General features: G+C 54.5%; 19 protein-coding genes. 4 read left to right on the forward strand and 15 right to left on the reverse strand.

What is annotated here, in order from left to right; genetic code table 11:
- Positions 1-117: 117 nt before the first annotated feature.
- The 3 genes from LG202_RS06175 to LG202_RS06185 all read right to left on the reverse strand — a co-directional run bounded on the left by LG202_RS06175 (position 118) and on the right by LG202_RS06185 (position 7462).
- Complete coding sequence (locus LG202_RS06175) at positions 118-1065, reverse strand: choice-of-anchor A family protein (protein WP_230347525.1); 948 nt, start codon at positions 1063-1065, stop codon at positions 118-120.
- A 272-nt stretch (positions 1066-1337) separates the two neighbouring features.
- Positions 1338-4712, reverse strand: coding sequence for a UvrD-helicase domain-containing protein (locus LG202_RS06180; RefSeq protein WP_230347526.1), 3375 nt, complete (start codon positions 4710-4712; stop codon positions 1338-1340).
- Positions 4709-7462 carry a PD-(D/E)XK nuclease family protein gene (locus LG202_RS06185; RefSeq protein WP_230347527.1) on the reverse strand — a complete coding sequence of 918 codons (2754 nt, stop codon included), beginning with the start codon at positions 7460-7462 and terminating at the stop codon, positions 4709-4711. The genes LG202_RS06180 and LG202_RS06185 overlap by 4 nt, the downstream gene beginning before the upstream one ends.
- Positions 7463-7576: 114 nt before the next feature.
- On the opposite strand from LG202_RS06185, the gene greB reads away from it, so the two are divergent.
- The 3 genes from greB to efp are packed head-to-tail and all read left to right on the forward strand — an operon-like array spanning position 7577 to position 9799.
- Entirely contained in the window at positions 7577-8074 is a 498-nt protein-coding gene (gene greB / locus LG202_RS06190) for a transcription elongation factor GreB (protein WP_230347528.1), read from the forward strand.
- 7 nt (positions 8075-8081) lie between these two features.
- Positions 8082-9182 (forward strand): elongation factor P maturation arginine rhamnosyltransferase EarP, encoded by a 1101-nt coding sequence (gene earP / locus LG202_RS06195; RefSeq protein WP_230347529.1) that lies wholly within the window; start codon positions 8082-8084, stop codon positions 9180-9182.
- Between the two features lie 59 nt (positions 9183-9241).
- Entirely contained in the window at positions 9242-9799 is a 558-nt protein-coding gene (efp, locus tag LG202_RS06200) for an elongation factor P (RefSeq protein ID WP_230347530.1), read from the forward strand.
- Between the two features lie 78 nt (positions 9800-9877).
- On the opposite strand, the gene LG202_RS06205 is transcribed toward efp, so the two are convergent.
- The 4 genes from LG202_RS06205 to LG202_RS06220 all read right to left on the reverse strand — a co-directional run bounded on the left by LG202_RS06205 (position 9878) and on the right by LG202_RS06220 (position 14085).
- Entirely contained in the window at positions 9878-10516 is a 639-nt protein-coding gene (locus LG202_RS06205; RefSeq protein ID WP_230347531.1) for a hypothetical protein, read from the reverse strand.
- Positions 10513-11841 carry an ammonium transporter gene (locus LG202_RS06210; RefSeq protein ID WP_230347532.1) on the reverse strand — a complete coding sequence of 443 codons (1329 nt, stop codon included), beginning with the start codon at positions 11839-11841 and terminating at the stop codon, positions 10513-10515. The genes LG202_RS06205 and LG202_RS06210 overlap by 4 nt, the downstream gene beginning before the upstream one ends.
- Before the next feature lie 70 nt (positions 11842-11911).
- On the reverse strand, positions 11912-12829 hold the full coding sequence (locus LG202_RS06215; protein WP_230347533.1) for a TIGR03915 family putative DNA repair protein: 918 nt from the start codon (positions 12827-12829) through the stop codon (positions 11912-11914).
- Positions 12830-12849: 20 nt separating this feature from the next.
- Positions 12850-14085 (reverse strand): putative DNA modification/repair radical SAM protein, encoded by a 1236-nt coding sequence (locus LG202_RS06220; RefSeq protein WP_230347534.1) that lies wholly within the window; start codon positions 14083-14085, stop codon positions 12850-12852.
- A 206-nt stretch (positions 14086-14291) separates the two neighbouring features.
- Here LG202_RS06220 and LG202_RS06225 point away from each other — a divergent pair, with 206 nt between their 5' ends.
- Entirely contained in the window at positions 14292-16925 is a 2634-nt protein-coding gene (locus LG202_RS06225) for a chemotaxis protein CheW (RefSeq protein WP_230347535.1), read from the forward strand.
- 28 nt (positions 16926-16953) lie between these two features.
- Here LG202_RS06225 and LG202_RS06230 read toward each other — a convergent pair whose 3' ends face one another.
- From LG202_RS06230 to LG202_RS06265, 8 genes are all read right to left on the reverse strand, one after another.
- Positions 16954-17892, reverse strand: coding sequence for a response regulator transcription factor (locus tag LG202_RS06230; protein ID WP_230347536.1), 939 nt, complete (start codon positions 17890-17892; stop codon positions 16954-16956).
- Positions 17879-21322 (reverse strand): hybrid sensor histidine kinase/response regulator, encoded by a 3444-nt coding sequence (locus LG202_RS06235; RefSeq protein WP_230347537.1) that lies wholly within the window; start codon positions 21320-21322, stop codon positions 17879-17881. Before LG202_RS06235 ends, LG202_RS06230 begins: the two co-directional genes overlap by 14 nt.
- A gap of 152 nt (positions 21323-21474) precedes the next feature.
- A complete protein-coding gene (locus LG202_RS06240; protein ID WP_230347538.1) occupies positions 21475-22041 on the reverse strand; it encodes a HupE/UreJ family protein in 567 nt (188 codons plus the stop codon).
- 26 nt (positions 22042-22067) lie between these two features.
- A complete protein-coding gene (gene ureG / locus LG202_RS06245) occupies positions 22068-22679 on the reverse strand; it encodes an urease accessory protein UreG (protein WP_230347539.1) in 612 nt (203 codons plus the stop codon).
- A 34-nt stretch (positions 22680-22713) separates the two neighbouring features.
- Positions 22714-23439: an urease accessory protein UreF gene (locus LG202_RS06250; RefSeq protein ID WP_459724527.1), complete on the reverse strand. Its 726-nt coding sequence runs from the start codon at positions 23437-23439 to the stop codon at positions 22714-22716.
- On the reverse strand, positions 23384-23875 hold the full coding sequence (gene ureE, locus LG202_RS06255; RefSeq protein WP_230347540.1) for an urease accessory protein UreE: 492 nt from the start codon (positions 23873-23875) through the stop codon (positions 23384-23386). Before ureE ends, LG202_RS06250 begins: the two co-directional genes overlap by 56 nt.
- A 145-nt stretch (positions 23876-24020) precedes the next feature.
- Positions 24021-25724, reverse strand: a complete 1704-nt coding sequence (gene ureC, locus LG202_RS06260; RefSeq protein WP_230347541.1) for an urease subunit alpha — start codon at positions 25722-25724, stop codon at positions 24021-24023.
- Entirely contained in the window at positions 25721-26029 is a 309-nt protein-coding gene (locus LG202_RS06265) for an urease subunit beta (RefSeq protein WP_230347542.1), read from the reverse strand. Before LG202_RS06265 ends, ureC begins: the two co-directional genes overlap by 4 nt.
- Positions 26030-26245: the final 216 nt, after the last annotated feature.

Here is a 26245-nt window from a genome sequence, read left to right on the forward strand (position 1 = left end):
GCATTAAGCATTAAGCATTAAGCAAAAAATATAAACGCCAGAAAGGAAAAAAGCGTGGGTAGTGATACCCCACGCCTTTCTCCTCCTCTATCCCCCCCGGGATTCAGATGGTATGGCTTAACTTCTCGCCAAAATCCTCTTGCGACGGGTTGCTGTCAACCCAATCACACCTAAACCAGCCAGCAACAAGGCATAATCATGTGGCTCTGGTACAGCAGCCGTTACACCAGCAAACAATGCTGTCTCTGCCGTAGTAAACCCACCGTTACCCAATGTAAAAGCATTGTTCCAAGTATTACCAACCACTGTTCCGTACAAATTGCCAGAGCCATTGATCGTAGCATCCACTGCCAAAATATTGGCATACAACGATGCATTTTGCAGTGTCACGCTAGTTGCTTCATAAAAGTTGAACAAGACGTTGTAATTGCTACCCAGGCTTTGCCATTGCCAACCCAGCGTTGCGCTCGAGCCTGCCACATTGAAAATCAACGTAGTACCAGCAGCGATGCTGGAGAAAGCCAAATTGTTAAAACTGGAAAATTCACTGGCATTCAAGGAGAAGAACTCAACACTAGCCCCTGATCCTGTAAACACCTTGCTAGTCGGATTCCATTGATCCTGAGCAGCATAAGTTCCTGTTGCACTTACACCGGCCAAACCGCTAGAGAGCGAGGTCAAATAAGTTTTGGCAGCCGCAAAATCTACAGGTGCGGAGACTGTCGATGCGGTATCCACATGCCCAGAAACCGTGTAGTTTGAACCTTTATTATTGGTGCCACCAACCCATAGGTTACCATTAGCACTACCACCCCATGGTGTTCCACCCAAGTCTCCACCGATGACTGCGCCATAATAATTGCTCTTGTTGTTTCCAATGCTGTGACCGTTGATATTGGCGTTACCACCAATAGCCAAGGCACCCGCTGTTGAGTTGCCGTTTGTAGCGTAGTCACCAAAAATAAAGGCGTTGTAATTTGAAGCAACCCCAAGGTCAATCGTGCCCGCAGCTGCCGGAGCAGAGATTGCTGCCAATACCGCCAACATACTTAACTTCGTTTTCATCTTTCACTTTCCTATAGTGGGGTTGTGTTCGCCTTACTATAAGCAACCCCTGTACCACATCATGCCAGGAATCTGTCCATGCCTGGATAATTATAAAAAAATTTATTAAATTCAAAAAGTTAAAATAAATTAATTTTTCCGTCTTATCCAACCAATGTCGCCTAACCCCACAACCAGCCTGCGTTATATCGCGCTAATATGACAAAATTTCCACACCCTGATCAAAATTCTGACAATGTTTGTCATGATTTCGTCAATCGCATCAGGCTAAATCACGGCAGTTCACATAACTTGCCTAAGGCCATGAAATAAACTGCCTTGCGCAAGGGAATGCCCTCATCAGCAAACAATGCCGCATACCCAGCAAGTTGGTCTTCATAGGCTGTCGCTGCCGTAAGCATCATGCCAACATCAGCATCGGCAGGTAAGCGTGTTGATTTATAATCAATAATCCAACGCTCGCCATGCTCAATAAAGCAACGATCAACCACTTGCGGCTTGAATCCAGCCTCCCCTATATGGCCCATTGCAAGCTCGGCAGCGGCCTCTGGCCGAGGCGAGAGCACCCAGCGGCCATCAGCACTTTGCAAGGTCAACGCCAGCAATTGCAATACCTGCGCGGCTGCCATGTCGGCAACATCAAGTGCATGTCCTTGCCTGGCCAGCCAGCGCACCGTCGCAGGTTGCAGGCTAGGCAAACGTGTTAGCCAGCTTTCAAAGTCGGGATTAGCTGCTATTAGTTCCACATATTGATGCGCAAGTGTGCCGATATGCGCCTCCAATCCAGCTTGCCTGCCGAACACCGGCGTTTCGCCATGGGCCTGACCGGAGGAAATCGCCTCGTGCCTGCTTTCGGCATAGATAGCAGGGAGCCCAGGCTCGGCAACCCGGATCAACTTGGGGATGAAATCAGCGAGCGCTACCCCCTGTGGAGTTGGCTGCGCTGGCTGTGCATCTTGTGCAGCGACCTCAATAAATTGCCCCGCCAGGTGTGGCCAGAGCGAATCGAGGAAAGTCCCGCTAGCTGGCTTCAGCTCCCCTTTGGCATTAGGGCTGACGCTACCCAACAAGTGCAGGCAGCGTTCAGTACGCGTGGCCGCCACATATAGCACCCGCGCACTTTCATGATCAGCACGCTCTTTTTCCAGCATTTTGAGATAACTGTAAGGACTAGGCTCATCGCGCCCGTTTGCACCTTTAGGAATAAACGGAGCAGTCACCAATTCAGTGCTGACGCCATGTGCAGTTTCCATTGCCACTTCCTCCCAGAGCAATAATGGCGTTTCACCATTGCGCGGGCGGCGCTCCAGGCCTGGCAAGATCACAGTATCAAACTCCAGGCCCTTGGACTTGTGGATGGTCATGAATTGCAACTGCCCATTGGCCTGTATATCGGGTGCGGCATAGAGCTTTTCCACTTCTTGAACCAAGCGCTCCAGGCTGAAACGGCCTTGTTGATCAAGCTGGTCGACGAGAGCAAAAAACGCTTCCACATCGGCAATATCGCTAGCCTGCCAGAGAGATTGCGCCCCGCCCAGCATGAGCCAGGCACTTTCCAGCCAGCGACTCAATGGCATACGCCCTTGCTGCCCCAGCACTTCTGTCAACACTTGCACAAGATGTTGGCTACGCTGACGGCCATCCTCGCTCATACCTGCCAGCACAGCTGCATCATGCAGCAATGACCAGATGGTGCGATAGCGCTCACGCCCAGCCAAGACATGCAGGTCAGCAAGCTGCAAGCCACACCAGGGCGCACGCAACATGGCCAGCCAGTTGACGCGATCTGCACGCTGTAACAAGGCATGCGTCAAGGCCAACAGATCCTGCACACTCTGGCGCCCGGCAAGCTGCTCTATTTCTACGGCCTGGAAATGCAGGTCAGGATGATGACGGCGAATTTCTGCCACCAGTGTGTCAAGATGCGCCCGCGCTCGCACCAGCACGGCAATATTGGCAGCGGGCTTGCCTGCCCAGGTTTGGCGGATGATCTCGACTACATGAGCCGCCTCACGCATGCGCAATGCCTCTGCATCTTCGTCAGGCCCGGCAATCAGCGGATGTACTTTCACGCCAGCATCAGCCTCTGCTGCACGGGTCGCCACGAATTCGCGATAATGAATCGCGCCCTGTACCACGCTATCCTGCACGGGGAACACATGCTTGAAGGTAGCATTGATCCAATCCACTACCGGCGGAGATGAACGGTTGTTGCGGCAAAGCTGCAAGCGCTCCAGCGGCAGATCGCCTATGCCATCCTCGGCTACCTCTAGGAACAGGCCAACATTGGCCTTACGGAAGCGGTATATCGACTGCATGGGGTCGCCCACCGCAAACAAGGTATGTCCATCGCCCGGAGCCCAACCTGAAGTCAGTCGCTGCAACAGCTTGACCTGCCCTGGGCTGGTATCCTGAAATTCATCCACCAGCAGATGTTGAACGGGATAATCCAGGGCCAACTCGGTAGGCATCTCGTCATCGCCCAGTGCTTCCAATGCACGTAGGGACATTTCAACAAAATCCACCTCCCCTGCCTGCTGGAACACCACCCACAATTGAGCCACGGCAATCTTCAACAACTGCGCCAGTGCCGCCACCATCTGCCAGCTTTGCTCATCCTGACGTAACGGCAGGCTACGCAGGCGCTGCAAGGCAGCCTCGGCACCTGCCGTCTGCTGCAAGGTGGCGATAATCTCGGCAAACTGCTCCTTGAATGGCTTGGATTCCGGTGTAGCGGGAAAACCGTTTTTCACATTGACAGTCTTGCGCAGCGTGCCCGTGCCAGTCAGCAGCAGATCGCACACTGCCAGCCATGCCGGGAGTGCTTGGGAAGTCGCAAGCAACGGTGTTTCCCAATCCAACAGCAAGGCTTGCGGCACATCGCATGCAAGGTGACTCGCTGCATAACGCGCCACTGGCATTAAGGCGCTTTGCACGCGGCCTGGCAGCATGGCAGCCGCGGCATGCAAATCCTGGCTGATCAGGTGCTCCAGCGCCCGCTCCGCAGCCTGCTGCAAATCACCATGATTAGCGTATTCCAGCCACTGGTCGCGCTTGCCAAGCATATCCACCAATAGGCTGGTGAGTTTTTGCACGTCATTGTCGACATAGCCTAGCGCCAAGCGCACAGCCTGCCCTAGCCCATCTTCGTCTACCAGCGCCAGCGTGCGCTCAGCGGCCAATTGATAATGCGGAGCAGCATCCTCACTGATTGCTGGCTGGCTGCCAAATCGGCTCAGCAATGGCATCTGCCGCGCCAGGTGCCCAGATAAGGAATCGATGGTAAATATTTTCAAGCGCGAGGGATTATCCAGCAGTTGCCAATCCAGGCTGGCCGCATGCTGCAACGCTGCCACGCCCAGGCGGAAAGTCTGCTGCTTGTGGGGCGCTTGCGGCATCTGGCCGCTGGCCGCCATCACCAGGCTATCCAGTATGCGTGAGCGCATCTCGGCTGCCGCCTTGTTAGTAAACGTAATGGCAATGATCTGCTCAGGGGCCGATACGGTAGTCAGCAGGCGCAGGAAGCGTTGTGTCAACAGCTCGGTCTTGCCTGCACCAGCAGGGGCCTCAACAATAAACGAAGCCAGCTCCAGAGCACGTTCACGACTGATGCGATCCAGTTCCAGCAAATCCACGGCATTGGTCATGATGCCTCCCCCTGCTGCAAGCGCTCGAACTGTAACTGCCTTTCCGGCAAGCGCAACAACGGCAACACCTCGCAATAGGCAAGCTCTTTTTCATCCTGCAACACGACTGCCGCCTCCCCACGCTTGAGTTCATTGACAACATTCGTGATGCTGGTATGCCAGTGTTCAAGCACGCTGTGCCAATCGGGGAAATCCCCCTCGGGAAATACATCCCGGGTTTTCTTGTCATCCAGCACCGGCATGGCGGGCAAGACGTCATCACTGGCAAGCCCGGCAAACGCGTGCTCTTCCAGCTTGACCATGGCGAATGCAATGGCGGCGACTTCTGCGCTGTCATCAGCTGGGTCTTGCGTAGACAAGACAAATGCCGCGTACACTGGCAACTGTGGCTCGGTGATGCGGCTTTGCGCCCAGTTTTTCGTATCTGGCTTGCGGCCTGTCTTATAATCAATGACGATACGGCGGCCATCTGCCAATTGGTCGATACGATCGATGATGAGCGTGATTTCTACCCCTTCGATCATGATCTTTTGCTGCTGCTCGCTGGCCAATACGGTAAAAGGCTGATCGCGCGTTTTCTCCAGCGCCAGCCAGCCTTTGAGCAAGCGGGTCAAGCGCATGGTTTCCAGTTCGGAAAAAGCGTCGCTCAAGGTCTCGTCACAGCTTGCAATATATTCGATCAATGATACCTGCACGGCCTCAGCCAATGCCTGCTCCAGTTGCACTTCATCCATCGCCAGCAGGTCTTGCAGGCCACGCCCTTGCCAGAAATGCTCCAGCACAAGGTGAACCAGGGTACCGCGCTCAGCCGCATCCAGGCCGTTGACTGGTGTTTTCAATGCCCGCGCATGCAAGCGATATTGGTAATAAGCCCAGGCCGGGCAAATGGCCTGCGCCTTGAGTAGACCTGTGCCACCCGAGATATGCTCACCCTCTGCCACGGCTGGCGCCTGGTGGTCGTCCAGCCATTGCAATGGCTTGGCATCCTGCAAAGCCAACCTCTGCGCCAGGCTTTGGCTGGCAGCAGGTACTGCATCTGACAAGGATATGTCTTGCAGCATCGGGCTAATGCGCAGCTCACGCTCACCATCCTTCGCAGCACTGGAAAACACAAGCTGATGCGCACTATGCAGCAAACGCTGGTGAACGACCTGGGCAAACGCAGTCTGCACGGCGCTATCCGCATTTGGAACACCATGGTCGCGCTGCATGCCCGCAGGTAGCAAGGGATTAGGCCGTGGTAGCGGTGGCCAACTATGATCATTCATGCCCATCACCCATAGACCATCCAGTGGCTGGCTCACACTTTCCAGCATGCCCATCACCTGGAGCCGCACTTCACCTTCGGCCTCGGGCTGGTATATCTGCTCCTGCACCAGTTCGCGCAGCCTGGCCAAGGCCTGGGAAAAAGACATAGGCTGCTGCAATACATCCAGCGCCGCCAGCGCCTGCAAGACCTTGCCGAATGCCTGGATCGCCTGGAACTCGAAGCTGGAAAGACTACGCTGCTTGCCCGGCCACTCCAGCGCATCCAGAGCGCGCTGCATCACGTCCACCCAGGCAGAAGGCAGTTGTTGGGCTGGCTGCGCCTGCAAAATCGCTAGCGCTGCGGCAATATGCCCTTGCAAGCCAGCAAGCGACAATGGTGCCTGCTCGCTGCCAGCTTCTCGCCGGATAAAACGCTGCAGGCGCGACATATTGATGGATAAAGGCAATCGCTCCCGCATGCGGGCATCAAGCTGGGCACGCGCATCCGCTTCGGTCACGGCATGCGACCAGTAAGGCTGTTGCAGCAATTGCGAGAAATCCTGCTGTTCCACTTTATCTTGCCGTCGGTGCTGGCTGAAGAAGCGCAACAAGGTCAGCGCTGTTTGCACCACGGGCTCACGTTGCAAAGGCTGCCCAAGGGAAAAATCATACTGTCGCGGCGCCTCCACCATGGCAGGGCGCACCCATGCCGGGTGCAAGGCATCATCCAGCAAGCGTGCCAGTGCACCTCGCAGCTTGGCGAGTTCCGGGACAACAATCCCTATTCTGGCACCAGGATTATCAGCAAGCTGTTGTTGCGCCCAGGCCACCGCAGCACGACACTCTGCCTCCTGATCTGCCAATAACACCCGCTGGGCATGACCACTATCAGCCAGTGTGGTTTCATGGCGCTGTACATTGACGTTGCGCTGCTGCAACACTGCACGTAACTGCGCCATCTGTGGCGTGATGCGGTCGAACCCGGCAAAAGCAATGGACTCTGGCAAGACTCCGATGCCCTGCGCCAACATCGCCACTTGCCAATCAACATAGCGTGGCGCTTCCATCCAGCCGCCTTGTCGGCAGCGTGACAAAAATTCGCGCCGCCAGGCAATGAACTGGCGGGTTTCTTCGCTGTAACTAGCGTCAGGCAATGGCAAGCGCCACTCGAGCAATAATTGGTTGGCCTCCTGCGCCATGCGCGCCAGCCCCTTGATGTCAAACAGCGCACTCGCTACATCGCTCGCCAGCACATCCTCGATCACAGCCTCCCACAACAGCCGCTCCTGCACATTGCTCAGCACACCCTGTGGTACTTGTTGCAAATCCAGCTCGCCAGAAAGCATAGCCTGATCAAACAAGCCCTCCAACCATTGGCTGATGGTCATGATATTCAGCAAAGTCCATTGCTTCAGGCCCTGAGCTGATTGCGCCCTGGCATGGTCTAGCTGCAACGCGCGGGCGAGACGCGCGGTCGCACAGAGAATAAGGTGATTGTTCATGGATGAGGATTTTACTTGATTCAAGCGGGGTTGGCCTTGCGTGTCCCCCCTACTGTCAAATGCTTCATAACTACAGCTTGACAGCCACGGCCTTGCCGCCTACCTTGCGAGCCTATGGCTGAGCAGAAAAACTACATTACGCCGGAAGGCTACGCACGTCTCAAAGACGAATTCGAGCAGTTATACAAAATTGAACGGCCCAAGGTGGTCAGCGATGTTTCCTGGGCCGCGAGCAATGGGGACCGCAGCGAAAACGGCGATTATATCTATGGCAAGAAGCGCCTGCGCCAGATCGACTCGCGCCTGCGCTTTCTCATGAAGCGCATGGATATTGCCGTGGTGGTAGACCCTCAAACCCAACAAGACCTGGAAAAAATCTATTTTGGCGCTTGGGTGGAGTTGTATTCCCTGGAGAAAGATAGCGAACATCATTACCGCATCGTCGGCCAGGATGAGCTGGACCCAGGCAAAGGCTATATCAGCTGGATTTCCCCGCTGGCGCGCGCGCTGCTCGGCAAACAACCTGGTGATGTCATTCGAGTGGAAACCCCGGCTGGTGAGGAAAGTTTTGAGGTCGTCGACGTCAGTTACCACGCCCCGGCAGAAGGCTGATTTGAGCATGCGCTGGGATATTTTTTGCAGCATTGTCGACAACTATGGCGATATAGGCGTGTGCTGGCGCCTAGCCAAGCAATTGACACGCGAGCATGGCATCAAGGTCAGGCTCTGGGTAGATCAACCCAGCGTTGCTGCCAAGTTGATCCCCGGACTGGACCCAACATTGGCAACGCAGCAAGTCGCCGGAGTGGACGTTTGCCGCTGGAGTAGCCCGTTTCCTCCCGTAGAGGTTGCAGATGTCGTCATCGAGGCATTCGCTTGCGAATTACCTGAAACTTATCTTCACGCCATGCAAGATCGGCGGCCTGTGTGGATCAACCTGGAATATTTGAGTGCAGAATCATGGGTAGATGACTTTCATGCAAAACCCTCTATACACCCACAACTAGGCCTGACTAAACACTTCTTTTTCCCAGGCTTCACCCCGGCTTGCGGTGGCCTCCTCCGCGAAAACCACCTGCTGGCAGAGCGATCACGCTTTCAGCAAAGCAAGGTATCGCAAGCTGCCTTTTGGCATGGTCTGGGCATCATGCCCAACCAGGCCTATACCATCAGCCTATTCTGCTATCCGCAAGCTCCAGTAAACTCCTTGCTGGAGGCGATCGCGCAAACAGATCAACCAGTACTGTGCATTATTCCCCAGGGCCCCTCTGCCGACCATGCCATGCAATGGCTTGATGCCCACCCCACCCAGGATAGGCTCAGAATCGCCACGATCCCTTTCCTTTCCCAAGAACAATATGATCAACTGCTTTGGGCTTGCGACCTCAACTTTGTCCGTGGCGAGGATAGCTGGATCAGGGCCTTATGGGCGGGCAAACCAATGATCTGGCAACCGTATCTGCAAGATGAAGACACTCATCTCGTCAAGCTGGAAGCCTTCCTGCAACGCTACTGCCAAGATAGCCCATCAGACTTGGCTATCCACATGATGGCTGCCCACCGTGCATGGAATCGCCATGGCTTCACGCCCTCTGCCTGGCAGGCGGTTCTGGCGGCCCTGCCAAGCTGGCAGCGTCAAGCACAAACCTATGCAGAACACCTGGCAAAAGAAACGGACTTGGCCGCTAAGCTGGTGATTTACTGTAAGAAATTTTTCTAAATTTCGGGTATAATGCGCGACTTTTTACACTTCACCCTTTTTAAGTCTCAGGACATCACATGAAAACAGCTCAGGAACTTCGCGTAGGCAACGTATTTATGGTAGGTAACGACCCTATGGTCGTACTGAAGGCCGAATACAGCAAATCGGGCCGCAACTCCTCCGTGGTCAAGATGAAATTCAAGAATCTGCTCACCGAATCCCCGAGCGAAGCCGTTTACAAGGCTGATGACAAGTTTGACGTTGTCGTACTGGAAAAGAAGGAAGTGACTTACTCCTACTTCGCTGACCCAATGTACGTATTCATGGACGCTGAATACAATCAGTATGAAATTGAAGCGGAAACCATGGAAGATGCGCTCAACTTCCTGCAAGACGGCATGGAATGTGAAGTGGTGTTCTACAACGGCAAGCCTATCTCCGTTGAACTGCCAAACTCTGTTGTACGCGAAATCACCTACACGGAACCTGCCGTCAAGGGTGATACTTCCGGCAAGGTAATGAAGCCAGCCAAGATCTCTACAGGCTTCGAGCTGCCAGTGCCATTGTTCTGTGACATCGGCGACAAGATCGAAATCGATACCCGCACACTGGAATACAAGAACCGCGTGAAGTAAGGTTCAAGTATCTCAACAAGGGAGCCCATCTGAGCTCCCTTTTTTATTGCCTGCTTTTATTAATCACTGCTGACCTAGCTACAACAAATCGTGTACCCGGAAGCTCAGGTGAGAACCCTGGACATCTGCTTGCCGAATCGCATTGGCAAGTAGCCGATCTGCCTTCACCGGCCCACGCGCTTCGCACATCACTACATAAGCTTGGTTCACCAGGGCCTGCAATAATTCCAGGTCGTAGTTTTGCGTCAGGGCCGCAACATCGCCTGCAAGCCAGTCTTGCATGACTTGGTGTGGCTCAAGCTCAAGTGTCTGCTTGGTGAGCTGTTGCAGCAGGCGGCTACGTATGATGGATTGCATGCTGGCATCGCTCAAGCTAATGAGGGTAGAAAGCAAAAGGGAGAACATTTGGGTCTGATCATTGAGCCTAGCGTGTTCAGCAATAGGTGCAAGGGCTTCGCCGTGGCTACCTGGGTCGGGTAATAATTGGGACGGTGGCAACTCCATGGCGGTAATAATTGCCCGCAGCATCTGCCCCCGTTGCGCCTTGAGTTCAGCCCTGGCACAGCATTTGGCGACAAAGCCACTGAGCGCAAATGGCGGCTGGTTAGCATATTCACGCGCCCACAGCGCCACTGCTGAGAACAGCGCATCATCATCGAGAAATGGCCGTAGCCCGGTCAATATTGCCCGGCGACGCAATGCAATATCCACGGTCATAGTTTACTCAGTTGCTCCACATGCTCACGCTGGTAAGCCGCATCGCGGTTGAATTCTGGATAGCCCACTTCACCGTGTTCAGTAATATCCAGCCCGCGCTGCTCATGCATGGTGCTGACACGCAAGCCTATCGTGCGTGCCAGCAAACCATACATCAGCAATGCACTGAGAAAGACCCATACAAATGCCACGGCCACACCAATCAACTGCACAATGACCTGATTGAGATCGAACATATTGCCTTTGAGGAACAAGCCCGCCGCCAATGTCCCCCATACACCGCTAACACCATGCACAGCCACCGCACCTACGACATCATCCAGCCTGAGTTTTTCCAGGCCCCAGGTGGCGCACATGGTCACAATACCGCCAACAAAGCCGGTCAGCATTGCATAGGGTACTTCCATGCTGGCGCAACCTGCCGTGATCGCTACCAAGCCTCCCAGGCTGCCATTGACCACCGAGCTCATCAACACGGGCTGGCGTGTCATCCAGGTAGTAAGCAATGCCCCCACCGCACCCGCAGCGCCAGCCATGTGGGTATTCAGCAAAATCGGGCCAATCTCCGTGCCTGCCGCTAAAGTGCTACCCCCGTTAAAGCCGAACCAACCGAACCAGAGCAGGAAACCACCCATGGCAACCAAGCTGAGATTATGGCCCGGGATCATATGCACCTCACCCTTGCTACCGAATCGGCCTAGGCGTGGCCCGAGTACCATGATGCCCGCCAAGGCGCACCATCCACCGACAGAATGCACCACCGTAGAGCCTGCAAAATCAATAAATCCCATCTGCTTGAGCCAGCCATGCTCATTCCATGCCCAGCTACCAAACACTGGATAAATGACCGCCACAATGCCGCAAGCGCCGAATAAATAGGGCATGAAACGGGTTCGCTCTGCCATGGCACCACTGACAATCGTTGCAGCAGTCGCGGCAAACATCAGCTGGAAAAACATCATGCTGGCAGTCCAATCTGAGCCATAGGCCAGTGCAAAATGATCCTGGCCTATCCAGCCAGTAGGGTTATGGCCGAACATCAAGCCATAGCCGATTAGCCAGAACAGCACAGCCCCGACCGCAAGATCCATATAGTTTTTCATCATGACATTCACGGCATTTTTTGCCCGCGCCATGCCACTTTCCAGCATGGCAAACCCTGCCTGCATCATAAAGACCAACGCGCCTGCAATCGCAATCCAGGCCGTATCAACAGCCTGTATATCAACTGCACTGTCTGCCGCCAGCACACTGGTTGGTAGCAACAGATGAATAATCAAAAACGCCAGGGTATGGAAAAAAATGGGAGCCGGATGATTGCGCATGGTTCGTCCTGTGATAACAGCCAGCACTTCAAAAGCACAAAAAATGCCAAGCTGCGAGCATGAAGCAGTGCTATGGCTTACGCTGATAGCGCACGATTTTTCGCCTGGGCAGCTCGGGCACACGCTCCAGCATTGATTGGGTACGGCTCCCAGCACTCGCAATCAATGACGTAATGAGCGCTGCTTCGGGCAAATGATGCCAATATTTTTTTGGCATTTCCTTTTGCATGGCTTTGAGCTTGAGCCGGGCCGGATTAAAAATATGCTGGTAATAGCTCAGCCATAAGGCTTCACTGGCATCCTCCGCTGGCAGGGTCTCAGACTTGCCACCAGGCAAGAAATGGAGGTGGCTACCGTCCCAATGCATCCCCATGCGTGGGCTCATGATGGTCCAATCCATGGTCGCAAAGCGGCCGATAAAGAAAGGTGCAACCGCTGCCATGATGTGGTGCGCGGGCTCAAACCACGCCAGATAACGTGGGTGTTCATCCACCATGGTTTCACGGAAACGCACAAATGCCTTCATTTTATGCATGTCGCGTCGCACCGACTTGACCATGGCATGCAGCCTTGCCACATCGGCATCTCCCGCCAAGCGCATCAAGCCACGCTCCCCTTGCAAGCGCCACAGCACGCGATACAGCAACCCGAAGCGCTCTGGCGCCTGGTGCAATAGCGCTGGGCGAAGCAACTCGACAAATTGGCGTGACACCATCAATGGCTGGATACCTGCAGCAGTAGGCACGGCCTGCCTAGTAGCCGATAGAGACTTCGTCTCAGTAGCCTCATTACTCATGGATACTTGAACACCTACGCAAGATGCAGCTTCACCTGCCATCGCAAAAAAATCTTCTTGCCCCCCCGCATCCTGCGATGGCTTGACGTACCAATCCACTTCGTGCGGGGCAATTCCCTGATGTAGTAAGTGACGTGCCGCAGTGCGCCAGCCTTCGACATCGGTTTCGTTCTGTAGATAAACATTGTGCATGCAATGCCTCCAAGCAATATCTAGATGAACAACCCTAGCTGCTGCGGCGCAGCGGATATCTTGCTGAGCCGCGCAGGCAAGCTAGCTGCATCTAGCGTCGCACCTGGATGATGATCTGGCAGCTGAATAAACGGCAGCATGCGCTGAATAGGCGCGCGCATGTGTACCAGATCATCCAGCCGTACTGCACGTACACGGCGTGCAGCCAGGATACGCTGCACATTACGCACACCCAGCCCAGGCACGCGTAGCAAAATGGCCTTAGGTGCACGATTGATGTCGACAGGGAACATGGCGCGATGTTGCAACGCCCATGCCGTCTTGGGATCCATATCCAAAGCCAGCATACCTTTCTCGCTGGTCACGATTTCATGCGACTCAAAACCATAAAAACGCATCAGCCAATCGGCCTGGTATAGCCTATGTTCCCTGACCAAGGGAGGTGACTGTAAAGGCAACACCGGGCTGGCATCAGGGATGGGGCTGAACGCAGAATAATAAACACGCCGCAAACGATACTGCCCATAGAGCTCAGCACTGGTGGTGAGTATGGTCTTATCGTCAGTGGCATCTGCACCCACAATCATTTGCGTGCTCTGCCCGCCTGGAGAGAATTTTGGCGGGCGCTTGCCGCTCGTGCTTTTATCTTTGCCCGCATCAATCCGCTCACGCAACCGTGCCATGGAAATGCGGATAGCCGCACTATCCTTTTCTGGTGCCAGCGCAGAGAGGCTAGTAGCCGTGGGCAGCTCGATATTAATGCTCAAGCGATCTGCATAGCGCCCTGCCCTTGCCAGCAAATCCGGGCTGGCGTCCGGGATGGTTTTCAAATGAATATAGCCACGGAAATCATGCTCTTCACGCAGGCTACGCGCGACTTCCACCACTTGCTCCATGGTGTAATCCGGGCTCTGGATAATGCCCGAACTCAAGAACAGGCCTTCAATGTAATTTCGGCGATAAAACGCCAGCGTCAGCTGCACCACTTCCTCGGCACTGAACCGCGCCCGTGGCACATTGCTGCTCACACGATTGACGCAATACACACAGTCGTAGAGACAAAAATTGGTGAGCAATATTTTCAATAATGAAATACAGCGCCCATCGGGTGCATAACTATGACAAATCCCAGCACCCGTGGTGGAACCAATGCCCTTGCCATCGCGTGAATTGCGCTTTTCAGTACCACTGGAAGCACACGAAGCATCATATTTAGCAGCATCCGCCAGTATTTCTAACTTCTGTTTAATCTCCATGATTAATTGTACGTTCGTACAGTAAAATTGACTAGTGCCTGGTCATTGATGGCATTGAAAAATGTAAACAGAGACATGTAGAGGGGCAACTTAAAGAGGGTGCTTTGCGGCTCTCTGCCTAAATCCAGAGCGGCTGATGACCGGTATCACACCCGGGCATGATATTTGCTGCCTTATGGGTAGGCATCATTATAAGAAAGCATCATATGACCACCACAAACTCCAACCTTGCTGCCATGAAGCAGAGCATGAGCAGCTTGAATCGCTATCGCGAATCCCTACAGCAATTGCAAGGCACTTGGGACAATCTTTCCCTGCTCAGCCAGCTTTCCGGCACAGGCACCGACATGAGCGAAACCCGCCAAGCCTTCGGAAAAATCACCACTGACGTATTGGATAGCCTAGCCCAGGAAACCTTGAACAAGACCATTACCGCCATCACGGCCAAGGCCCAGGTTGCCGTGGATATCGTGGTGCGTAACCTGTTTGAGCGCACGGCTGATATCGGCTTTCTTTCCACTGACGATAATCTCAGTAACTTCCTCGACAAGCATTTAGCTGGCCTTGCCGAAGCACATGACATTATCCAGCTCCGTGAACGCTTTAATGAATACGTCCAAAAGTACTCGGTGTACTTCAATGTGATCCTACTTGATGCAGCAGGCAACATTTTGGTGCAACTAGATGATACCAACCCGACTACCCAATCCCACGATCCCTTAATCAAGGAGGCACTGCATTCAAACGCCGCGTATATCGAGGCTTTTCACCACAGCGACCTCGCCCCGACACACTCATCCAGCCTGATCTACGCTCGCAAGGTCTGTCACGACGATAGCGATGCCGCGCTGGGCGTGCTTTGCCTCTGTTTCAAGTTTGAAAATGAAATGGATGGTATTTTCCAGGACCTCATCGGCAAGAATGAATGGTGTGTGGGGCTGCTTTTGGACGAGCAAGACCGGGTTATCGCCAGCAGTGATCATTACCAGATTCCCCTTGGGGCTACATTGGAGCATGCCCAGGGCCAGGACTGGATAGTCACGCGCTTCGCTGGCAGGCTATATCTGGCGGTCACGCGTGAAACCAAAGGCTACCAAGGCTACATGGGTCCGGGCTGGCGTGGGCATGTCATGATCCCGCTTGAGCATGCTTTTGAGGACAATGTGTCCAGCATCATTGCCGGTATCGATACCAAACTGCTGAAGAAAGTCATGCGTAGCCCTTTGCTCTTCTCGCAAACCCTGCTTGGCATTCCCAAGCAGGCAGCCACTATCCAGAGCAAGCTCAACCAATCCGTATGGAACGGCAATATCTGGCAAAAGCGCGATGCTAGCCACAATGCACAGCAAAACAACTTCTCAAAGATGCTGTTGTGGGAAATCAGCAATACTGGCTTCAAGACACAGAATGTCGTAGAAAAAACGGTGGCTGATCTCTACCAAACCGTGGTCGCCGTGATGCTGGAGAACTCACGCTTTTTTGCCTCACTGGCCGTCGACATCATGGATCGCAACCTGTACGAGCGCGCCAACGATTGCCGCTGGTGGGCATTGACGGCAACATTCCAGCGTTTACTGGCCAAGCCAGAACTCAGCTCCCAGGAAAAAAGTGCGATCACCAAGGTGTTGGTCTATATCAACAAGGCTTATACCGTGTATTCCAACTTGGTAGTCTTTGACCGCAATGGTTATATTGTCGCCACATCAAACCCGGCTTACCAACGCATGGTGGGTGAAACCATCACTGCCGATTGGGCAAAAGCAGCCTTGCAATTGCGCCAGTCCCAGGATTACGTCGTCTCGGATTTCGAGCCCAGCCCGCTATACGGCAACCAGCCTACTTACATCTATGCGGCTGCTATCCGTCACCAGGAGCAAACCGTGGGCGGCATCGGCATCGTCTTCGACAGCACGCCACAATTTTCCGCCATGCTCATGGATGCCTTGCCACATAACGCAGATAACGATGTCGTTAAGGGCAGTTTTACGCTCTATGTGGATGAAAAATTGTGTGTCATCTCATCTACATCCCGTGATTTTGCCGTGGGTAGCCACTTCACCGTACATCCTGAACTCTGCAAGCTGACACCGGGCAGTACGGGCTTTGATATCGCCCTCTACAACGGAAACTACTACGCCGTGGGCGCACGTGCATCGTCTGGCTACCGTGAATACAAGGGTGCTGTTGACAACTATAAAAACCATGTCACTGCGCTGATCTTTATTCCACTAGGCAAGGCTGCCGACATCAACGCCATGATTGATTCAGAAAACCTGCTACAACAAAACCAGTTCAAACCAGCAAGTAACATGACCACTGCTGACAATGCTGAAGAGTATGCTACCTTCTATATCGACAAGCACTGGCTGGGCCTGCCCGCCGCGCACATTGTCGAGGCTATCCAGGCCAATAATATCAAGCCCCTGCCTGATACCTCATCGGTACTGGAAGGCATGTTCAAACATGGGGATAACGTCGTGCCGGTGCTCAATCTCGCCCGACTCACGGGCATCGATTTTCAGGCGCCTGAGCAAGATAAGCAAATCATCATTGTACAAGCCGGGCCCAAGCTACCGAAATTCGGCCTATTGGTCAGTGCACTGGGAGAAATCCCGGCCATTGCACCTAACGCCATTGAGCCGCTCTCTGCCTTTTTTGCGACCATCAACATCCCAGCCGAAGGCATTGCCAAGGTGATGACAGATAAGGGGGAGAACTTGCTTATCCTGCTATCGGCCATTAACCTCATCACGCGCATCAGCGAAGCGGCGCAGCAGGCGAATAGCCAGACGTCAGCTTCCCCTGTGAACACAGATGAAATTCTGGAGCAAGCCGCCTGAACCTGAGCATTTTCACTCTGGGGTAGGATCAGCCACCCGCCTTGAGGTTGCGTAGCTTGCTGGTAGCAAGTGCCGCAGCCGCAGTGCGGGTTTCCACGCCCAGTTTGGCAAAGACATGCTCCATGTGCTTGTTTACGGTGCGCGGGCTGGTGCCGAGGATATCGCCAATGTCGCGGTTGGTCTTGCCCTTGATCGCCCAGTAGAGCACTTCGGATTCGCGCTGGGTGAGGCCAAAGGTTTGCATGAGTGCCTCGATCTGGGCAGCGTCAGATTCTTCCCTGAGGATAATGATCCATTGCTCTTCGGCATTCAGGTCTGCCATGGAAAAAATCAGGCGCCCGCTCCCCTGCACGACAGAGAGCGGCAAGCTCTCCGTACCAGGATTCTTCAGGGTACCTAACCATTTGAGTAATGCAATTGGCGTCAAGGTATCCGTATCAATATCACTGGCCGTGAAATAACGATGCATCCAGTCACGTGCCAAAGGCGTTTGCCAAACGATGCGCCCACTATGCGGCAACACGGCAATCGCCGCCTGCCCAAAGGCATCGAGCGCACCACGTGCCTGGTGCATCTGGCGTGATGCCTGCAAATGTGTGCTGATGCGTGCCAACACTTCGGCGGTGCGAATAGGCTTGGTAACGTAATCAGTGCCTCCAGCAGCAAAGCCTGCCACGACATTCTCGGATTCAGTTAGTCCTGTCATGAAAATCACCGGGATATGACGGGTATTGAGGTTGGCCTTGAGCCTGGCACAGACCTCAAAACCATCCAGCCCCGGCATGATCGCATCCAGCAGGATAATATCTGGGCGTGCATCTTCCGCACGGCGAAGCGCGGTTTCGCCATTATTGGCCACCAGCACCATGTAGCCAGATTCATCGAGTGCATCATGTAGCACGGCCAGGTTATCCGGCACATCATCCACAATCAGCACCACCGCGGTCTCTTTTCTAGCCTCCATCATTCACTTCTTCCAGCATTCTCTGCATTGCTTCAAGTTCAAATTGTTGCGATAGCTTACGCATGGCTGCAACAAAGGTTTCATATCGGTCATCCTGGCCGATCTCGTCGAGCTTGCGGGTAATGCCTTTTACATATCCCACCTTGATCAGCGCCATCAATTCGTCTCTTTGCTCCCTGGATGGTGTCTCCACCTCACTCGTTTCAAGCTTGGCAGTCACATCGGCATCGGTCACCACACTGCCTACCTCGGTCACCCACTCCAGCTTGAGCTGTTCACCTATCCAGCGTAGCAGTTCCATTACATTGACCGGCTTGACGATGAAATCCGATGCCGGGATGCCCGCAGTATTCTCCAAGCCCTTATCAAAGGCATTAGCCGAAACGATGGCGATTGGCACATCCGACTGATGTACCTTGCGTATCATGTAGCTCGCTTCCCAGCCATCCATGTCCGGCATGGCCAGATCCATGAGGATAACGTTGGGCTTGAATCCGGTATACACCTGCAAACACTCACGCCCGCTTGCCGCCTCTGCCACTTCAAACCCCAGTGGTTGAAGGATATTCTTCAGTAACTCCCTATCCACCTGCTCATTATCCACCACGAGAATCCGTCGACGTGGGCCTTTGTAAGCCACAGGCATGGGCATGGAGGCATTCTCGATTTCTTCCGGCACCCGCACCTGGGAAAGAAACAGGCGGATATGAAACTGGCTACCTTGGCCAGGGGTGCTACGTACCGTGAGCTGCCCGCCCATGAGTTCAGTCAGCATCTTGCTGATGGTAAGGCCAAGGCCTGTACCACCAATATTACTGTTGGCCGCGGCCGAGCCGCGGGCAAACGGCTCGAACACCTTCTCAATTTCCTCAGGCGCAATGCCGGGGCCAGTATCCTCAATGCTGATATTCAACATCTCACGTGCATAGCGCAACTTGAAGGATACCCCGCCCTGACGCGTGAACTTCACGGCATTGCCAAGAATGTTGATAAGAATCTGGCTCAGGCGTTTCTGGTCGATACGCACCACCTTGGGCAAGTCACCCTGCAATTCATATTGAAAACTGATGCCCTTATTATGGGCCTGCAACTCGAACATGCTCACCAACTGCTGGATAAACTCCGGGAAGCGCACCAGGCGCAGGTCGAACGTCAGCTTGCCGCTTTCGATGCGGGCAATGTCCAGCGTGCCTTCGATCAGCGATAACAGGTGCTCGCCGCTGCGGCGGATCACGCGTATGGATTGGCGGCGGTTTTCCGGCACGCTAGGGTCGTTATCCAGCAACTGCGCATAGCCGAGAATGCTGTTGAGCGGTGTGCGCAGCTCATGGCTGATGCCGGTGATATAGCGACTCTTGGCCTGATTAGCCTGCTCGGCCACCTGGCGCGCACGTTGTAGCTCTGCATCAGTCTGGCGGTGCAACATGATTTCACGCTGTAACAGGTTAGTCTGGCGGTTGGACTCTTCCTGCGCCACCCGGCGACTTTCAGATGTCAGCACAATCCACCAAGCAATAATGCCACTGGCAAACGCAAGCGCAGCGAATACCTTGAAATACCCCAACCGGAGTTCAGGCAGCAAGGCTTCTTTCTCACCGGTGAAAGTGAGCGACTCATGAAAATAGATCAGGCCGAACAATGCGCTAAGGAAAGCCAGCGTCACCGCCATCAGTAAGAGGTAATGCCCCAAGCCGCTCTGCATAACCTCGACCCAGCTTTCCGGCAATACGCGTCGCATGACACGCTGCCACTGGTATTCAATGCGCCCGTGGGGCTTGCACGTATCGTTGCAGCGCGCATCCAGGGAGCAACACAACGAGCAGATGGCACCCTGGTAAGCCGGACAATCCGCCATATCGTTGACTTCATATTCTTTTTCACAAATGCTGCAACGCTGCACGCGGATGATCGGCTGATACATCACTGGCTTGCGGGCAATGTAATAGCGCCCCTTGGTCGCCCAGGCAATCAGTGGGGATGTCACCAGTGCAGTACTGAGCGCGATCATGGCAGAAAAGGCCTCGGCTTCGACACCGAACAGGCCAAAAAATGCCATCACGGACAATAGTGAGGCAATGCCCATGGCCCCCACCCCCACCGGGTTGATGTCATAAAGATATGCCCGTCGGAACTCAATGCCCTTGGGGCTCAAACCCAACGGCTTGTTGATGACGAGATCGGCCACCACAGCCGTGATCCAGGAAATAGCGATATTGGAATACAAGCCCAGGACTTGCTCCAGCGCCTGGAATACGTCCATTTCCATGAGGATGATGGCGATCATGGCGTTGAACACCACCCAAACCACGCGCCCAGGATGGCTGTGGGTCAGGCGCGCAAAAAAGTTGGACCATGCCAGAGATCCGGCATAGGCATTGGTCATGTTGACTTTGAGCTGAGAAATAACCACAAAAAACACCGTCACGGCCAGCACGACTTCCGGGTTGGCAAATACCTCGCTAAAGCCCACCAGGTACATCTGGTTAGGGTTCACCGCCTGCTCAAAGGAACGTGCGCCCTCCACTGCCAGGTAGGCCAGCAGGGCTCCACCCAGCATCTTGAGCATACCCAGCGAAATCCAGCCCGGCCCTGCCATCAACACGCCAAAGTGCCAGCGGAAACGGTTTTTCTGGGTTTTTTCCGGCATGAACCGCAGAAAATCGACCTGCTCGCCGATTTGCGGGATCAACGCCATACCCACTGCCATCGCTGTACCAAACATCAGCAGGTTGAAGTCACCATCATAGCCAGACTTACCAGCAAACTCGGTCAAGCGGCCAATCACTTGCGGATCTTTATAAACAATGAAGATATATGGCAAAGCCAACAACACCAGCCAGATTGGCTGGGTAATCATCTGGATACGGCTGATCAAGGTCACCCCATGCGTCACCAAGGGTACGATGACCAGGGCGCTGACCAGATAACCTGCATAGAGTGGCAAATCAAAATACAACTCCAGCGCATAAGCCATGATGGCGGCTTCCAGCGCGAAGAGAATGAAGGTAAACGATGCGTATACAAACGACGAAATGGTAGAACCAATATAGCCAAACCCGGCACCCCGAGTGAGCAGGTCCATATCCAGGCCAAAGCGCGCAGCATAGTAACTGATGGGCAAGCCGGTCATGAAAATGACCAAAGCGATGGCCAGAATGGCCCAGAGAGCATTGGTAAAACCGTAGTTGATGGCCAGCGTACCACCAATGGCTTCCAGCACCAGGAAAGAGATGGCACCAAATGCCGTATTGGCGACGCGGAAGATAGACCACTTGCGGAACGCCGATGGCGTATAACGCAGTGCATAGTCTTCCAGGGTCTCGTTGACGACCCAGGTGTTGTAGTCGCGACGCACCTTCACGATGCGTTGTATCGGCTCTGCGACTTCACCAGTGTGTTCAGCCGCTCCTCTTTGATGATGAATGGCAGTCATGCCGAATGATTTGTTTCTATGAGTGAATCCTGCCCTATTGCGAGCAAATTTCAAGCCAACTGCGCACCGAAATAAGGCAACCGATGCAAGACGACCATAATGACAATTAAATCAGATACCTGGTGGGAGCTTCCAGCCACCAGGCTCAATACTCAAGCAACCATCAACCAAGCACCGAGCACCACCATGGTGCAGCCCAATGCAGACTGTGCACGCGCAGGCAAGCGCAGACGGCTTGTTGACAATACGAGACCCAATGCATGCAACATTGCAGTGGCTACCAGCATGCCAGCCATCACGGCCATACCTTGCACGCCCGCCAACTCACCACCGTGTGCCAGGCCATGGAACAAGGCAAACAGCGCAACCAGTCCTACCTGGATAGCGCGTGGCAATTTGATGCTGATTGCCAGTAACACACCCAAGGTCATCACGCTGGCCGCTAACAAGGTTTCAATCATGGGCACGCTATAGCCTGACATTCCCAATACAGCTCCCAGCGCCATGACAGCAACAAATGTCGCAGGCAATTGCCAGCGTGCAGCGCCACCTATCTTCCCGGCCCACAAGCCCACAGCCAACATGACCAGCAGGTGATCCAAGCCACTTAACGGGTGCATGAATCCAGCGACAAAACCATGTGCCTCATGGCCAGGGTGAGCCACCGCCAGCGGAGAAAATGCCAACAAGCCTAATGCCAGAAAACGGGTGATATTCATATAACTCTCCTATTTAACTCATTCGCTTAGAGCATCAAGCCCTGTTTTTCAATAAAGCTGACGATCTCTTCCAGGCCCTGCTTTTCCTTGAGGTTGGTAAAGATGAACGGACGCTCGCCACGCATCTTGCGCGCATCCCTATCCATCACCTCAAGCGAAGCCCCCACCAGTGGTGCCAGGTCAATCTTGTTAATCACCAGCAGGTCAGACTTGGTAATGCCTGGCCCGCCTTTGCGCGGAATTTTCTCCCCAGCCGCGACATCAATCACGTATATCGTCAGGTCGGAAAGCTCCGGGCTAAATGTCGCCGCGAGGTTGTCGCCACCACTTTCGACAAAGACAATATCCAGCGGATTGAAGCGCTCGCTCAACTGCGCCACGGCCTCAAGGTTCATCGAGGCATCCTCGCGAATCGCCGTGTGCGGGCAACCGCCGGTCTCCACCCCGATAATGCGCTCAGGCACCAATGCCTCGTTACGCGTCAGAAACTCGGCATCCTCCTTGGTGTAAATGTCGTTGGTAACTACCGCAATGTTGTAGACATTGCGCAAACGCTGGCACAAAGCCAATGTAAGCGCCGTCTTGCCCGAGCCTACTGGGCCGCCAATGCCAACACGTAAGGGTTCTTTAATCTGCATTAGTCCATCCAATAATATTAATTAACTACGGTCATCACGAACGGAATAGTCGACTGTACTGTGTTTCATGCCTACACCCCGCAATCGTCAACGCCGGACAAAAATTACTGATCATGAAATCCGGCATACGCATCGCCTCTTCCACCAATGCGGGAATCCTGTCGGCTACATCCAGCAATATCTTCTGCCCTGCCACCTGCCCAAGCGGCACCGCCTTCATCGCCGCGCTGGCCTGGTTTTCCAGCCACGACCAGGCATAGGCCTGCAAAGCATCTTGCTCATCAATTCCCCAAGCCTGGCTGATACCCGCATACAAAGCTGGAAATGCAGCATTGGGTAATTGCTCCATCAGCGTTTTCCAAATGCCTGGCAAGTCATCAAACTCCAGCAGCAAACGCTTGAGCGAATACCCCATTTGCCGACTCTCGGCCAGGGCCTCGGCATTGTCACGCCCAGCCAGGTAAAACGCATTCCACTCATTCAATGCAGCAGCATCGCCACGCTGCCAAGCCCGGTAACATCTGCTCAACAAGGGCAACTCATAACTGCCTTGGTAAATCTGCAATACATCGCCTATCCAGGCCTGTGCACTGGCAAGATCATGCACTTCGCCTGACTCTATGCCCCACTCCAGCCCCTGCGAATAGCTATAAGCTCCCACCGGCAACATAGGACTTGCCAGTTGTAGCAGCCGCACCAGTGATTTATTCATGCGCCCGCGAGCGTGATGGTGGCCGTATTGATGGCGCATCGTCATCATGGTGGTGCCTGTGCCCGCCACCATAAGCGCCAGCCTCCGGCTCAAAAGGCGCCATCTGCCCTTCCACCTGAACACCCAGCCCGAGCAGCATCTCCTGCAAGACATGGTCCTGCTCCAGCCGCAGCCAGCCTTCGCCCACCTCAAGTGGCACATGACGATTACCCAGGTGATAAGCCGCCCGCGCCAGCTCGCGCGGTGTCGATGCCGTCACTCGCAACACAGGCTCATCCGCCGCGACCACTTGCACCACGCGCCCGTCCTCCGCCTGCAACACATCGCCACCACGCAGCACCGTACCGCGCTCCAGCAACAAGGCTGCCTCGGTGCCTGAAGCCAGCGTAACGCGCAAACGGCTCTTCTGCCTGCGGTCAAATGGCAACACCAATTGGTCGTCAACCTGGCTGGCACTTTCTATTTTCTTGCTGATCCCTAACATTCAAATTCCATATCGACCAATATTTGTTTTAACCACTATCCCTTAAGCGTGCAGGATAGTGTTCATGGCAAGGCGCTTTAGCGCAGACAGTACATTAAGTACGGCAAGCTAAAGCAACGCCGCCAGGGACACTAGCCTGCACGCGCTAAAACAGGAAGTAGCGTTGGGCCATGGGCAGCACCTCCGCCGGCTCACAACTCAGCACCATGCCATCCGCCCGCACTTCATAGGTTTCCGGGTCAACGTCAATCTTGGGCATCCAGCCGTTGTGTACCATATCTGACTTCTTCACCCCACGTGTGCCCTTGATCGCCACCAGTGGCTTTTTCAGGTTCAATGCCGCGACTTCCGGGTTGCTCAACGCCGCCTGCGAAACAAAGGTCACGGAAGTCTGCAACGCCCCGCCATAGGAACCAAACATCTGACGGTAATGCACAGGCTGCGGAGTCGGGATAGAGGCATTCGCATCACCCATCACCGCAGCCGCGATCATGCCGCCCTTGAGTATGGTCGAAGGCTTGACGCCAAAAAATGCCGGACGCCAGAGCACCAGGTCAGCCAGCTTGCCCACCTCAATTGAACCAACCACATGGCCAATACCATGCGTCAACGCAGGATTGATGGTGTATTTGGCGATATAGCGCTTGATGCGGAAATTGTCGTTGCGCGCACTGTCTTCGGGCAATGGGCCGCGCTGCACTTTCATCTTGTGCGCGGTCTGCCAGGTGCGGATCACCACTTCGCCCACGCGGCCCATGGCCTGCGAGTCGGACGACATCATGGCAAACGCGCCAAGGTCATGCAGAATATCTTCTGCCGCAATCGTCTCTCGGCGGATGCGGCTCTCAGCGAATGCCACATCCTCAGCAATCGCTGGGTCCAGGTGGTGGCAAACCATGAGCATATCGAGATGCTCGTCTATGGTATTGATGGTGAAAGGCCGGGTCGGGTTAGTGGACGATGGCAACACATTGGGATGCCCCGCCGCGCGGATGATGTCCGGCGCATGGCCGCCGCCTGCACCTTCGGTATGGAAGGTATGGATGGTGCGGCCCCTGAACGCATCGAGCGTGGTTTCGACGAAGCCGGATTCGTTGAGGGTATCGGAATGGATCGCCACCTGCACGTCCATTTCCTCGGCGATGCTGAGGCAATTGTCGATCGCGGCCGGCGTCGTGCCCCAGTCCTCATGCAGCTTGAGCCCGACCACGCCCGCCTCGACCTGCTCGCGCAAAGGCTGCGGCAAGCTGGCGTTGCCCTTACCGAGAAAGCCTAAATTCATCGGAAAGGCATCTGCCGCTTGCAGCATGCGGTGAATATGCCAGGGGCCTGGCGTACAGGTAGTGGCAAAGGTGCCGGTCGCCGGACCAGTACCGCCGCCTATCATCGTAGTCACGCCCGACATCAGCGCTTCCTCAATCTGTTGCGGACAGATGAAATGAATGTGGGTGTCTATGCCACCCGCGGTGACGATCATGCCCTCGCCCGCGATCACCTCGGTGCCCGCGCCAATAGCAATCTCCACGCCAGGCTGGATATCGGGATTACCTGCCTTGCCGATGGCCGAGATATAACCGCCCTTGATGCCGATATCGGCCTTGACGATGCCCCAATGATCAACAATCAACGCATTGGTAATCACGGTATCGGCCACTTCACTCGCTACGCCCTGGCCTTGCCCCATGCCGTCACGGATCACCTTGCCGCCGCCGAACTTCACTTCTTCACCGTAGATGGTGTAATCCTTCTCCACCTCCAGCCACAGCTCAGTGTCAGCCAGGCGCATGCGGTCACCCACCGTCGGGCCGAACATTTCAGCATAGGCGCGCTTGTCGATTTTCACACTCATTTCAGCGCCCCCATGACCTTACCGGCAAACCCATACACTTCACGCTTTCCGCCCAATGCCACCAATTGCACGGTCCGGCTCTGCCCCGGCTCGAAGCGCACCGCCGTGCCTGCGGCAATATCGAGACGGAAGCCATAAGCCAGTGGCCGCTCGAACGACAAGGCCTCGTTGGTCTCGTAAAAATGATAATGCGAACCCACCTGAATAGGCCGGTCGCCGGTATTCGCCACTTCCAGCGTCACCGTCTCGCGCCCGTCGTTAAGCAGGATGTCGCCTGCGTCTATGTTCATTTCACCTGGGATCATCTGTATTGCTCCAGTCACGCTAATTTACTTTTTTCAATTTCACACTGTCCTGAGTGGTTCACAATCCATTGCTAGCAAGGCGCGCCGACACAGACAGTAGTCCAGCAGAACACAAGCCAGCGATGGCTTTTCATTCACGCCTCAAGCATGGCACTGCAAACGTGGAGGGCAAGGCGCAAATTCGCAGACAGTACGTATGAGTACGGCAAGAATTTG

This window comes from Methylobacillus methanolivorans (genome assembly GCF_054588515.1).